The sequence below is a fragment of the Shimwellia blattae DSM 4481 = NBRC 105725 genome (assembly GCF_000262305.1).
GTDB lineage: Bacteria > Pseudomonadota > Gammaproteobacteria > Enterobacterales > Enterobacteriaceae > Shimwellia > Shimwellia blattae.
The window spans coordinates 905126-918212 of sequence record NC_017910.1 but is presented as its reverse complement, the minus strand read 5'-3'; the positions used below and the strand labels follow the sequence as shown (position 1 = coordinate 918212).

At 56.0% G+C, this 13087-nt stretch carries 11 protein-coding genes and 5 tRNA genes; 2 read left to right on the top strand and 14 right to left on the bottom strand.

What is annotated here, in order from left to right; all coding sequences use genetic code 11:
* Positions 1-71 precede the first annotated feature (71 nt).
* Both emrA and emrB read left to right on the top strand, forming a co-directional pair.
* The gene (emrA, locus tag EBL_RS04335; RefSeq protein WP_002444407.1) at positions 72-1247 is read left to right on the top strand and encodes a multidrug efflux MFS transporter periplasmic adaptor subunit EmrA; all 1176 of its coding nucleotides are present in this window, start codon (positions 72-74) and stop codon (positions 1245-1247) included.
* 15 nt (positions 1248-1262) lie between these two features.
* Complete coding sequence (gene emrB, locus EBL_RS04330) at positions 1263-2798, top strand: multidrug efflux MFS transporter permease subunit EmrB (RefSeq protein ID WP_002444409.1); 1536 nt, start codon at positions 1263-1265, stop codon at positions 2796-2798.
* 63 nt (positions 2799-2861) lie between these two features.
* On the opposite strand, the gene luxS is transcribed toward emrB, so the two are convergent.
* The 14 genes from luxS to pncC form a co-directional block, all read right to left on the bottom strand.
* Complete coding sequence (gene luxS, locus EBL_RS04325; protein ID WP_002444411.1) at positions 2862-3377, bottom strand: S-ribosylhomocysteine lyase; 516 nt, start codon at positions 3375-3377, stop codon at positions 2862-2864.
* Positions 3378-3527: 150 nt separating this feature from the next.
* Positions 3528-5084 (bottom strand): glutamate--cysteine ligase, encoded by a 1557-nt coding sequence (gshA, locus tag EBL_RS04320; RefSeq protein WP_002444413.1) that lies wholly within the window; start codon positions 5082-5084, stop codon positions 3528-3530.
* A gap of 112 nt (positions 5085-5196) precedes the next feature.
* Positions 5197-5625 (bottom strand): YqaA family protein, encoded by a 429-nt coding sequence (locus EBL_RS04315; protein WP_002444415.1) that lies wholly within the window; start codon positions 5623-5625, stop codon positions 5197-5199.
* The gene (yqaB, locus tag EBL_RS04310) at positions 5622-6188 is read right to left on the bottom strand and encodes a fructose-1-phosphate/6-phosphogluconate phosphatase (RefSeq protein ID WP_002444417.1); all 567 of its coding nucleotides are present in this window, start codon (positions 6186-6188) and stop codon (positions 5622-5624) included. The genes EBL_RS04315 and yqaB overlap by 4 nt, the downstream gene beginning before the upstream one ends.
* Before the next feature lie 188 nt (positions 6189-6376).
* Positions 6377-6453, bottom strand: a tRNA-Arg gene (locus EBL_RS04305).
* Positions 6454-6632: 179 nt separating this feature from the next.
* Positions 6633-6709 (bottom strand) — tRNA-Arg (locus EBL_RS04300).
* A gap of 47 nt (positions 6710-6756) precedes the next feature.
* Positions 6757-6833, bottom strand: a tRNA-Arg gene (locus EBL_RS04295).
* A gap of 56 nt (positions 6834-6889) precedes the next feature.
* Positions 6890-6966: transfer RNA gene (locus tag EBL_RS04290), tRNA-Arg, on the bottom strand.
* Positions 6967-6970: 4 nt separating this feature from the next.
* A tRNA-Ser gene (locus tag EBL_RS04285) sits at positions 6971-7063 on the bottom strand.
* A gap of 345 nt (positions 7064-7408) precedes the next feature.
* A complete protein-coding gene (gene csrA, locus EBL_RS04280; protein ID WP_002444426.1) occupies positions 7409-7594 on the bottom strand; it encodes a carbon storage regulator CsrA in 186 nt (61 codons plus the stop codon).
* A gap of 241 nt (positions 7595-7835) precedes the next feature.
* Positions 7836-10463 (bottom strand): alanine--tRNA ligase, encoded by a 2628-nt coding sequence (alaS, locus tag EBL_RS04275; protein ID WP_002444429.1) that lies wholly within the window; start codon positions 10461-10463, stop codon positions 7836-7838.
* Positions 10464-10663: 200 nt separating this feature from the next.
* On the bottom strand, positions 10664-11158 hold the full coding sequence (locus EBL_RS04270; RefSeq protein ID WP_002444430.1) for a regulatory protein RecX: 495 nt from the start codon (positions 11156-11158) through the stop codon (positions 10664-10666).
* Positions 11159-11283: 125 nt separating this feature from the next.
* Complete coding sequence (gene recA, locus EBL_RS04265; protein WP_002444432.1) at positions 11284-12348, bottom strand: recombinase RecA; 1065 nt, start codon at positions 12346-12348, stop codon at positions 11284-11286.
* A 93-nt stretch (positions 12349-12441) separates the two neighbouring features.
* Entirely contained in the window at positions 12442-12939 is a 498-nt protein-coding gene (gene pncC, locus EBL_RS04260; RefSeq protein WP_002444434.1) for a nicotinamide-nucleotide amidase, read from the bottom strand.
* Between the last annotated feature and the right edge of the window lie 148 nt (positions 12940-13087).

Sequence of the window (13087 nt, the reverse complement as noted above, 5' to 3'; positions counted from 1 at the left end):
TTATCCGCTGGCCTTTCTGACCTAAGACCAGTCTCACTGGCGATAAAATAAAAATAATCGTGGAGAACATTATGACCGGGTACTCGGATACTCAGGCAACACCGCAGAAATCAGGCAATAAACAGAAATCGCGCAAAAACGCGCTGCTTATTCTGACCCTGCTGTTTGCCGTTATTGCTGTGGCATATGGAATTTACTGGCTGACCGTACTGCGCCATTTTGAAGACACGGACGATGCCTACGTAAACGGCAACCAGGTACAGATAATGCCCCAGGTTGCCGGAAGCGTAACCAAAGTCTGGGTCGACAATACGGACTATGTGCAACAGGGGGATGTGCTGGTCACCCTTGACCCGACCGACGCCCAACAGGCCTTTGAAAAGGCCAAAACGGCCCTCGCCACCAGCGTGCGCCAGGTCCACCAGCTGATGATCAACAGCAAGCAGCTGCAGGCCACCATCGAGCTGCAGAAAACCGCCCTCTCACAGGCACAGAGCGATCTTGAACGGCGTATTCCGCTGGGCCGCTCCGATTTGATTGGCCGCGAAGAGTTACAACACAGCCGCGATGCGGTCACCAGCGCCCAGGCGCGCCTGAATGTGGCTATCCAGCAATATAATGCCAACCAGGCAGCGATCCTCGGCAATACCCTGGAGCAGCAACCTGCCGTACAGCAGGCGGCAACCCAGGTCCGGGACAGCTGGCTGGCGCTGCAGCGCACCCGGATAGTCAGCCCGATTACCGGTTACGTCTCCCGCCGGGCGGTGCAGGTTGGCGCGCAGATCACATCCGCCACGCCGCTGATGGCTATCGTCCCGGCAGATCAGATCTGGGTGGATGCCAACTTCAAAGAGACCCAGCTGGCCCATATGCGTATAGGCCAGCCCGCCACGGTTATCAGCGATATCTACGGGGATGATGTTAAATACACCGGTAAAGTGGTCGGCCTGGATATGGGAACCGGGAGCGCCTTCTCGCTACTGCCGGCCCAGAACGCAACCGGTAACTGGATCAAAGTGGTACAGCGCCTGCCGGTACGTATTGAGCTGGATCCTCAACAGGTGGCAAAGCACCCGCTGCGTATCGGGCTCTCGACTCTGGTCACGGTGGATACCCGGGATCGGCGCGGCGCGGTGCTGGCCTCTCAGGTGCGTAAAACCCCGGCCTACGAAAGTGACGCCCGGACCCTGGAGCTTGCCCCGGTCAATAAACTGATCAACGAGATAATCAGCACAAACGCTGGCTAACAGGCGGAGAATGTCATGGCACAGAAACCGCTGGAAGGCACCCGACTTGCCATCATGACCATCGCCCTGGCGATGGCCACGTTTATGCAGGTGCTGGATTCAACCATCGCCAACGTCGCCATCCCGACCATTGCCGGGAACCTGGGCTCTTCCCTGAGCCAGGGGACCTGGGTGATTACCTCATTCGGGGTGGCGAACGCAATTTCAATTCCGATAACCGGCTGGCTGGCCAAACGGGTGGGAGAAGTTCGCCTGTTCATCTGGTCCACGGCGCTGTTTGTGCTGGCCTCCTGGGCTTGCGGCGTCTCCAGCAGCCTGACGATGCTTATCTTCTTCCGGGTGATTCAGGGGGTGGTGGCCGGGCCGCTTATCCCGCTGTCCCAGAGCCTGCTGCTGAGCAATTACCCCCCGGCGAAACGCAGTATCGCCCTGGCCCTGTGGTCAATGACGGTGATTGTCGCCCCGATTTGCGGGCCCATTCTCGGCGGCTGGATCAGCGACAACTATCACTGGGGGTGGATCTTCTTCATCAACGTGCCCATCGGCATTATGGTGGTGCTGATGACGCTCCAGACCCTGCGCGGCAGGGAGACCCAGACCGAGCACCGGCGTATTGATGCGGTGGGGCTGGCCCTGCTGGTGATAGGTATCGGCAGCCTGCAGGTGATGCTGGACCGGGGGAAAGAGCTCGACTGGTTTAGCTCTTCGGAGATAATCATCCTCACTATCACTGCGGTAGTGGCGCTGAGCTTCCTGATTGTCTGGGAGCTAACCGACGATCACCCGATTGTCGATCTCTCGCTGTTTAAGTCGCGTAATTTCACCATCGGCTGCCTGTGTATCAGCCTGGCCTATATGCTCTATTTTGGTGCGATTGTCCTGCTGCCGCAGCTGCTCCAGGAGGTCTACGGTTATACCGCGACCTGGGCGGGGCTTGCCTCGGCCCCGGTGGGGATTATCCCGGTGATCCTCTCGCCGATTATCGGCCGCTTTGCCCATAAGCTGGATATGCGCCGCCTGGTCACCTTCAGCTTTGTGATGTACGCAGTCTGCTTCTACTGGCGCGCTTACACCTTTGAGCCGGGTATGGACTTTGGCGCGTCGGCCTGGCCGCAGTTTATTCAGGGTTTTGCGGTGGCGTGCTTCTTTATGCCGCTGACCACCATCACCCTCTCTGGCCTGCCGCCGGAGCGGCTGGCGGCGGCCTCCAGCTTGTCTAACTTCACCCGGACCCTGGCGGGCTCGATTGGCACCTCGATAACCACCACCATGTGGACCAACCGGGAAGCGCTGCACCACGCCCAGCTGAGCGAGTCGGTCAATCCCTTTAACCCGGACACCCAGGCCATGTACAGCCAGCTGGAGGGGATGGGGATGAGCTCACAGCAGGCTTCCGGCTATATTGCCCAGCAGATAACCAGCCAGGGGCTGATTATCTCCGCCAATGAGATTTTCTGGCTGTCTGCCGGGATCTTTATTGTGATGATAGGTCTGGTGTGGTTTGCCCGGCCGCCGTTTGGTACTGGTGGCGGCGCCGGGGGCGCTCACTAGCGATCTTCAGGCATAAAAAAGCCGCCCGGTGTTGTGCCGGGCGGCTTTTCTTTATCACAGAAACTAGATATGCAGTTCCTGCAGCTTCTCTTTTGGTAGCGCCAGCGCTTCGTTGCTGTTCACACCGATACCGCGCTCAATAATATGACGCGCGATCTCCTGTGCTTCCGCCAGCGAGTGCATGGTATAGGTGCCGCACTGGTAGATATTCAGCTCCGGAATGCGGGACTGATCCTGCACTTTCAGCACATCTTCCATCGCCGCTTTCCAGGCATCCGCCACCCGCTGAGGCTCCGGCTGGCCAATCAGGCTCATGTAAAAACCGGTGCGACAGCCCATTGGCGAGATATCGATAATTTCCACACCGTTTCCGTTCAGGTGGTTGCGCATAAAGCCCGCGAACAGGTGCTCCAGGGTGTGAATGCCTTTCTCCGGCATGACTTCTTTGTTCGGCACGCAAAAGCGCAGATCGAACACGGTGATGGTATCGCCGTGGGGAGTATTCATATTCTTTGCCACACGCACAGCAGGCGCACCCATACGGGTATGGTCCACGGTGAAGCTATCCAACAACGGCATCTGGTCACCTCCGAGAGTGATTTTTAAAAAAATAATGAACTCTTTGTACAGCCGCGAGTCTCAGTATATGAAAGACGCGCATTTGTTATCATCATCCCTATTCTTAGAGATGAAAGTTTGGCCACAGTGATGTGGCCTTTTTCTTTTCTGTCAGCCCTGTTTTGCCAGCCAGCTTTCGAACGGCTCGCTGTCCTGAGCCTCCATCTTACGCTGACGCGCCCAGGATGCATCATGTTCCGCAATGAAGTCTGCCTCACTGAGCAGCTCCAGCGGCTCGTTACGCAACATCTCGTGATACTGGTTCGCCAGCGCCATTCCGGTGCCGCCAATCCCCTTCTCAAGCATAGAGCGCAAAATGCGTGCTGAATATGTCAAATCCGGATTATCAAAGCAGGCGACCAGCTCATCACACACCTGCTGGTAGTGCTGATCCCCGGCAATGCTGTCCAGCGTCTCGGCCACCCGGCGCAGATCGCGGAACAGATCTTTACCCACCTGTACCAGCGGATACTGGGCGGTCTGGCAACCAATACCCAGCGTCAGCCCCGGCTTACGCCCTTCCAGGATAACCCGGTTCCAGTTCACTTTGGTGCAGGCCAGCTCATCGCTGCTCATTTCCGGCGCATCGGCCAGGGCGCACCACACCACAAACAGATCCAGGAAGCGCACCTGTTTCTCATCCACCCCGATGGGTGAGAACGGGTTATTATCCAGCGAGCGTACCTCAATATATTCGATCCCGCCGCGCAGCAGCGCATCAGACGGGCTCTCCCCCGGCAGCGTCACGCGTTTCGGGCGGATAGGCGCATACAGCTCATTTTCAATCTGCAGCACATTGGTATTCAGTTGCAGGTGCTTGCCGTCTTTCATCAGCCCCAGGGCCGCATACTCTTCAGACGGGGTGTGGATAGCGCGCTTCAGACCGGCCACATAGGTATCCAGGTCGTTAAAGGTTATCCCGAGATTGCTCTGGGATTTGTTGGTATACCCCAGATCACTGAGCCGCAGCGATGTTCCGTAAGGCAGGTAATACATCCCTCTTTCGGTCTTCTCGAACGGCAGCGCCGGTTTTTTCCCCTGCAGGAAAGAGCCGCAAATGGCCGGTGACGCCCCGAACAGGTAGGGAATAACCCAGCCGAAACGGTAGTAGTTGCGAATAAGTTTAAAATAACCGGCGGAAATCGCCGCTTTGCCGCTTTCGGCATCGGTGACGCCAAGCCGGGCCTGCCAGAACGCCAGCGGGAATGAGATATTGTAATGCACGCCGGAAATGGTCTGCATTAATGCACCGTAACGGTTTTTCAGCCCTTCCCGGTACAGGGTTTTGAAGCGCCCTGTATGGGACGTGCCGTACTGTGCCAGTTCAATCTTGTCGCTGCTTTCCACAAAGCAGGGCATGCTCATGGGCCACATTAGCTCATCACCCATATTGCGTGATGTGTAGCGATGCAGATCCCGCAGCAACGTCAGCATATGGTCAATGTCACCATCCACCGGCGTAATAAACTCCAGCAGCGCTTCGGCAAAGTCCGTTGTTATCCACTTATGGGTCAGCGCCGCCCCCACCTGCTCCGGGTGCCTGCTTTGCGCCAGATGGCCATCCGGCGTGACGCGCAGCGTTTCGCGCTCCAGCCCACGTTTAATACCTTCTAATGCCTGGGGATGCTGTTCCAGCCAGGCCAGCGCCTGTGATACGTCCGGGATCAAATCGACCTCCCGCCTTTAAATGCAGTGTTATTAAGCACAGAGCCCGTGGCTGACGATTCTGCCGTCATTTTTGTGTTGTGGTAAATCACCAGCCCGACTATGCAGTTTACAGTTACTGCCACCACGTTATCCCCTGAACAGCCGCCAGTCCCACGATGAGATAACGCAGTAGCTTACCAAGACCTATAAATACCATCACCGGCCCCCAGCGCAGGCGTAACCACCCGGCCAGCAGGCACAATAAATCCCCGATCACCGGCAACCAGCTCAGCAGCAGTGTGACCGGGCCAAAACGTTCTAATAACCAGAGCGCCTTTCCGTGCCAGCGCGAGGCAGCACGCTGCGGGAAACAGCGCCCGAGGACAACGTTCGTCAGCCCTCCAAGGGTATTGCCCACCGTAGCGACCGCAATCAGCGGCCAGAAACTGCTTTTCCCGGCAACCAGCAGCGCAATAAGCACCGCCTCCGAGCCCCCCGGCAGCAGTGTCGCGCTCAGAAAGCTACTGCTGAATAACGACAGCAGCGCTACGCTATCACTCACTGTTTGCGCACATCCACCGCGTCCATCCCCGCCAGACGCGCGGCCTCAAGGCCAAAATCCGCATCTTCAAAGACCAGACATTTTCGCGCATCAACACCCATCAGTCTGGCGCAAAGTAAAAACGTATCGGGGGCGGGTTTGTGGTGCTGAACATCATCAGCGGTGACCACGGCCGTGAAATAGCGGCGCAGATTAAGGTGGCTGAGCAGCGCCTCGACCAGCGCGCTCTCGCTCCCGGTGCCTACCGCCATCGGGCGGCGGCCGTGCCAGGATTTTACCACATCAATTAACGGCAGCGGCCGGACCGTATCCAGCAACATGGTTTTTACCAGTGCGGTCTTCTCCCGGGTTAGCTGGTCTGCGTCCATATCGGCCTGGTTGGCCTCAATAATAAGCTGAGCGATACGCCGGGTGGTGGAGCCATTCAGCGCCGTCATAGACTGCATATCAATGTGCATACCATAGCGGGACAATACCGCCTGCCATGCAGCCTGATGCGTGGGCTCTGTATCCAGTATGGTGCCGTCCATATCAAAAATCAGCCCGGCATAACGATCATACATCTCTTCACCACCCCCGTATTCAGATGGCAGTTACTTTAGCGTAATGCGTGGGCGATGTCGCGACTTGCCAGAAGGTTAGTTACGTCAGTGATAAAGATTACCGGTAAACAGCACAATTGTGATGCAAAGGCACTGGAAAATAAGGGGATAAATAAACAACGAAAGGGAAAATAAGAATCAGGAGAGAATGGTGCATCCAGGAGGATTCGAACCTCCGACCGCTCGGTTCGTAGCCGAGTACTCTATCCAGCTGAGCTATGGATGCATCAGGATACTGCTTTGATTCCTGGTTTTTAAAACCAGGGAAAAGATGGTGCATCCAGGAGGATGACTCACCGTGTTCGCCCTTCGGGCCGTTGCTTACGCAACGTTATCCTCCTTAGTGCCTGCTGTAACTTTCTCAGGCTCTGCTACCCTCGCATTCGCGAAAAGATAAGGAGAATATGGTGCATCCAGGAGGATTCGAACCTCCGACCGCTCGGTTCGTAGCCGAGTACTCTATCCAGCTGAGCTATGGATGCATCGGGATACTGCTTTGATTCCTGAGTTTCTAAAACCCGGGAAAAGATGGTGCATCCAGGAGGATTCGAACCTCCGACCGCTCGGTTCGTAGCCGAGTACTCTATCCAGCTGAGCTATGGATGCATCAGGATACTGCTTTGTTTCTGGCACACCGTCATCACTGACCATGTGGGAGAAAATGGTGCATCCAGGAGGATTCGAACCTCCGACCGCTCGGTTCGTAGCCGAGTACTCTATCCAGCTGAGCTATGGATGCAAAATGGCGGTGAGGCGGGGATTCGAACCCCGGATGCAGCTTTTGACCGCATACTCCCTTAGCAGGGGAGCGCCTTCAGCCTCTCGGCCACCTCACCACACGCCTCTTACGAGTTGTACCGGAAGAACTTGTTTCTGCTCATCGGCACTGCGTGGCGCACATATTACTTTCTGGGACTTATAAGTCAAACACTTTTTCCGACACATAAAATCAATTGCACACTTCGCAAACAATCAGCCTGAAATCACAGCAAAAACACGATTTTTTAGCCAAATACGCCCTGCCTGCCCCCGTAAAACAGAGCGCAGCAATATTCACCCGGCAGCGAAAAAACAGCACCAGCAACAGAAAATAGCCGTCAGAAATTCAGAAATTAAGGAGAGGAAGAAAAATACGGGGGGCAGAAGCAAAAACGTCTCGCACAGGCGAGACGTTCAGAATACTAGTAGTTGGTCTGTTGTGACTTTTCAGCCTGGATACGCTGGTAGATCTCTTCGCGGTGCACAGACACCTCTTTGGGGGCGTTAACACCAATACGCACCTGGTTGCCCTTAACTCCCAGCACTGTCACCGTCACCTCATCACCAATCATGAGGGTCTCACCAACTCGACGAGTCAGAATCAGCATTCTTTGCTCCTTGAAAGATTGAAAGAGTCGGGCCTTTATATCCCGGCATATCCATCATATAACGCCATAACGTGAGCGCTGCCAAACACATATCATGCTTCCTGACGCTACGCCACTCGCTGTTATACCTAAGTTTAGCCGATATACACAAGATAACCTGACTTTATCATTGTCAAAAGTGCGTTATAACAAGACACCATGGCCTTGTGGGCCATGGTGTCTGATACGCTTATATTTTTAATTACAGTTTACCGGCAACCCAGCTTTCTACACTGGCCAGCGCCGCAGGTAGGGCTTGTGCATCCGTCCCCCCGGCCTGGGCCATATCCGGGCGGCCACCGCCCTTACCGCCGACCTGCTGAGCAACCATACCGATAAGCTCACCGGCCTTCACACGGCCAGTCAGATCGCCAGACACACCGGCAATCAGCGACACTTTACCGTCAACTACCGTCGCCAGCACAATCACCGTGGAGCCCAGCTGGTTCTTCAGATCGTCAACCATCGTGCGCAGCATTTTCGGCTCAACATTACTCAGCTCACTGACCAGCAGCTTAACGCCTTTCACATCAACCGCTTTACTGGACAGGCTGGCGCTCTCCTGAGAGGCCTGCTGTGCTTTAAGCTGTTGCAGTTCTTTTTCCAGCTGACGGGTACGATCCAGCGCTGCACGCACTTTCTCGCCCAGGTTATGGCTGTCGCCTTTCAGTAACTGGGCAATATCCTGCAATTGATCGCTCTGGGCATGAACCGCAGCAATCGCCCCTTCACCGGTAACGGCTTCAATACGGCGCACCCCGGCAGCAGTGCCGGACTCAGCAACAATATGGAACAGTCCAATGTCACCGGTACGGCTGGCATGAGTACCACCACACAGCTCGGTGGAGAAATCCCCCATGCTCAGCACCCGCACGTGATCGTCATACTTCTCGCCGAACAGCGCCATAGCACCTTTCGCTTTCGCCTCTTCGAGATCCATGATGTTGGTCTCGACAGGCAGGTTACGACGGATCTGGGCGTTGACCAGGTCTTCTACCGCGCGGATCTCTTCAGCCTTCATCCCTTCAAAGTGGGAGAAGTCAAAACGCAGCGCCTTGTCATTAACCAGCGAGCCTTTCTGCGCCACGTGCGTGCCCAGAACCTGGCGCAGCGCCGCGTGCATTAAGTGCGTAGCGGAGTGGTTAAGACGAATACGGGCGCGTCGCGCTTCATCAACCTGCGCTTCAACCCGGTCACCCACGGTCAGAACACCGTGGCTCAGTGTCCCCTGGTGGCCAATAGCCTGGCCATACTTCTGGGTATCTGTCACCTGGAAGGTGCCAGAGGCGGCTTTCAGCTCGCCCTTGTCGCCCACCTGGCCGCCAGACTCCGCATAGAACGGTGTCTTGTCCAGAACCACGACCGCTTCCTGGCCCGGGTTCACCTGGTCAACAGATTTCCCGTCCACGAACAGCGCCGTAATGGTCCCGTTCAGATCCAGGGTGTCATAGCCTTTAAATTCAGAGGCGGTGTCCACACGGATCATGCTGTTGTAGTCAGTACCAAAGCCGCTGGATTCACGGGCGCGACGGCGCTGGGTTTCCATGGCGGCGTTGAAACCGGCTTCGTCCACTTTGATATTACGCTCGCGGCAGACGTCCGCCGTCAGATCCAGCGGGAAGCCGTAGGTATCGTACAGGCGGAAAGCGGTTTCGCCGTCCAGGGTATCCCCTTTCAGCTGGGTCAGCTCGTCGTCCAGCAGCGCCAGACCGCGCTCCAGAGTACGGGCAAACTGCTCTTCTTCGGTTTTCAGTACCTGCTCGACCATTTCCTGCTGGCGTTTCAGGTCATCACCGGCAGAGCCCATCACATCAATCAGCGGCCCAACCAGCTTGTAGAAGAAGGTGTCTTTGGCGCCCAGCATATTCCCGTGGCGCACTGCGCGGCGGATAATACGGCGCAGCACATAACCGCGGTTTTCGTTAGACGGCAACACCCCGTCGGCAATCAGGAAGGCACAGGAGCGGATATGGTCCGCGATAACCCGCAGCGATTTGCTGGACAGATCCTGAGCCCCGGTGACATCGGCAACCGCTTTGATAAGAATGCGGAACAGGTCAATATCGTAGTTGGAGTTCACGTGCTGCAGAACAGCAGCGATACGCTCCAGCCCCATGCCGGTATCAACGGACGGTTTCGGCAGCGGCAGCATTGTACCGTCGGACTGACGGTTAAACTGCATGAAGACGATGTTCCAGATCTCGATATAGCGGTCGCCGTCTTCTTCAGCGCTTCCCGGAGGGCCGCCCCAGATATGGTCGCCGTGATCATAGAAAATTTCGGTGCACGGGCCGCACGGACCGGTGTCGCCCATCTGCCAGAAGTTATCCGAGGCGTAAGGCGCACCTTTATTATCGCCAATGCGAATAATGCGCTCGCGCGGTATACCAACTTCATTAGCCCAGATGTCGAATGCTTCGTCATCGGTCTCGTAAACGGTCACCCACAGTCTGTCTTTTGGCAGGTTAAACCACTGGGCACCGGTGAGCAGTTCCCAGGCGAAGTTGATCGCGTCGTGTTTGAAATAGTCCCCGAAGCTGAAGTTACCCAGCATTTCGAAGAAGGTGTGATGGCGTGCGGTGTAACCGACGTTTTCCAGGTCATTATGTTTACCCCCGGCACGTACACAGCGCTGTGACGTGGTGGCGCGGGAGTAACTACGTTTGTCCAGGCCGAGGAAAACATCTTTGAACTGGTTCATCCCGGCATTGGTAAACAGTAACGTCGGGTCGTTATTCGGAACCAGTGAGCTACTGGAAACGACCTGATGCCCCTTACTGTGGAAAAAATCGAGAAACGCCTGACGGATCTCAGCGGTGCTCTTGCTCATAATTATCCTGAAATCAAGCTAACGATATGGTGTAAACCAGACATCATAAACAGATTGCCGTCTGTTGTCTGGCTTATCGGGTAAAACGTGGTGAATAAGATAAGTTTTCTGACCGGGGAAGTAAAACGCCGGATGCATTAAGCTGGTAAAATTTCATTAACTTGCCACCCGGAACAGCGTTACAAGGTGGTGATTATGGCTTAACCCCGCCACAGGGCCTGAATATCTTCCTGGTAAAATCCCCGGTACTGCAAATAGCGCTGCACTTTGACTTTCTCCACAAATCCGGTGGGAAGCGGCGTGCCAAATTTTCGCCCGGCCAGCTCCCGGGCCTGGTTTTCCCAGTCAATATCGCAGTTTTGTAGTGCTTCATCGCACTGGTGGCGATCAATCCCTTTTTGCTGCAGCTCCTGGCGCACCCGCTGTGGCCCGTAGCCTTTACGGGCCCGGCTGGCGATAAAGCGCCCGGCAAAGCGGGCATCATCCAGCCAGCCGTGTTCATAGCACCACTGGATAACCCCATCGAGATCCTCCGCGCTGTATTCCGGCGGCGGTGTATTACCCGGGATGCGCGGCGGCTGTTGCAGTTTGCGGCGCAGTTCCTGTTCGCTGTGGTCACGCATTGCCAGAATGCGGGTGGCTTTGTCCATCAGCCGGGCCCGCCCGCTGCGGAGTGAAGAGGAGGTATCGTCCATCAGTTTATCCTGTATCACCGGTCAGAATACGGGGTGCCCCGCGGTCTGTAGCCGTAAAAGACAAAGGGCCGCATTATGCAGCCCTTGTTGGTTACGGGTGAATCACTCGCGCTTACTCAGAAAACTCAGAAGTTTTCGTCAGACTCAGGCGCGTTTTCACTGTAGGCATCAACCTGAAAATCTGGCGTACTGTCCTGATTATGCAGCAGCATTTCGCGCAGTTTTTTCTCGATCTCGGTCGCCATCGGTTTGTTCTCTTTCAGGAAGTTGCTGGCGTTCGCCTTGCCCTGACCAATCTTCTCACCGTTATAGCTGTACCACGCACCGGCTTTTTCAATCAGCTTGTGCTTCACGCCCAGATCAACCAGCTCACCGTAGAAGTTGATCCCTTCGCCGTACATTATCTGGAATTCAGCCTGTTTAAACGGCGCGGCAATTTTGTTTTTCACCACTTTGACGCGGGTTTCACTGCCCACCACATTATCGCCCTCTTTTACCGCGCCAATACGGCGGATATCCAGACGAACGGAGGCGTAGAATTTCAGCGCATTACCACCGGTGGTGGTTTCCGGGTTACCAAACATAACGCCAATCTTCATACGAATCTGGTTAATGAAGATAAGTAATGTATTGGACTGCTTCAGGTTACCCGCCAGCTTACGCATGGCCTGGCTCATCATACGGGCCGCCAGCCCCATGTGGGAGTCGCCGATTTCGCCTTCAATTTCCGCTTTTGGTGTCAGCGCCGCAACCGAGTCGACCACGATAACGTCAACCGCGCCAGAGCGCGCCAGCGCGTCACAAATTTCCAGCGCCTGCTCGCCTGTGTCCGGCTGGGAGCACAGCAGATTGTCGATATCAACCCCCAGCTTACGGGCGTAAACCGGATCCAGCGCGTGCTCCGCGTCAATAAACGCACAGGTTTTGCCTTCACGCTGAGCGGCACCAATGACCTGTAATGTCAGCGTGGTTTTACCGGAAGACTCCGGCCCGTAGATCTCAACGATACGGCCCATTGGCAAGCCACCGGCACCCAGCGCAATATCCAGAGACAGCGACCCGGTAGAAATGGTTTCTACGTCCATGGTACGGTCTTCACCCAGACGCATGATGGAGCCTTTACCAAATTGCTTTTCAATCTGGCCAAGTGCTGCCGCTAACGCCTTCTGTTTGTTTTCGTCGATAGCCATTTTTACTCCCGTCATGCAGGTGAAGCGCCTGGCGCTGCACTGCGTCGCTAATGTCGATGTGATGCCGTGATTATACTGTACAAGCGTACAGTATCAAGTATTTTGTAGAAATAGTTCCCGCAGGGTAAGCAGCGCATAAGCCACCGACTGGCGGCGCACCGCGTCGCGATCCCCGTGAAAATGCTGTAGCCGGGCCTCCAGCGCGCCAGCGGCGCTGGCAAAGCCAAACCACACGGTGCCTACCGGCTTTTCCGGGCTGCCGCCGTCTGGCCCGGCTATCCCGCTCACCGCCACCGCGTAACTGGCACCGGCTTCATGCAATGCCCCCCGGGCCATCTCGCACACTACGGGCTCGCTTACTGCCCCCCGGGAATCCAGCGTACCGGGGCTGACACCGACCATGGCAGACTTCGCCTCATTGCTGTAGGTCACAAACCCGCGTTCAAACCACGCCGAGCTGCCGGGAATATCGGTCAGCACTTTGGCAATCCAGCCGCCAGTACATGATTCTGCGGTGGTCACCGTTGCGCCAGCCCGCAGCAGGCGCGCGCCCACATCGGCGCTGATTTGCATCATTTCACTGTCTGTCATCATGGCTCCGATTGTAATCTCCGGGGGTTCCGGGACAAGCGTGATGTTACCGGGTTGCGAGCCGGGCCGCACTGACCAGAAACCTCAATATGGGGGCATCCCCCAAAAAGAAAAGGGCCACCTGGGTGGCCCGGATATCTGCGCCGGT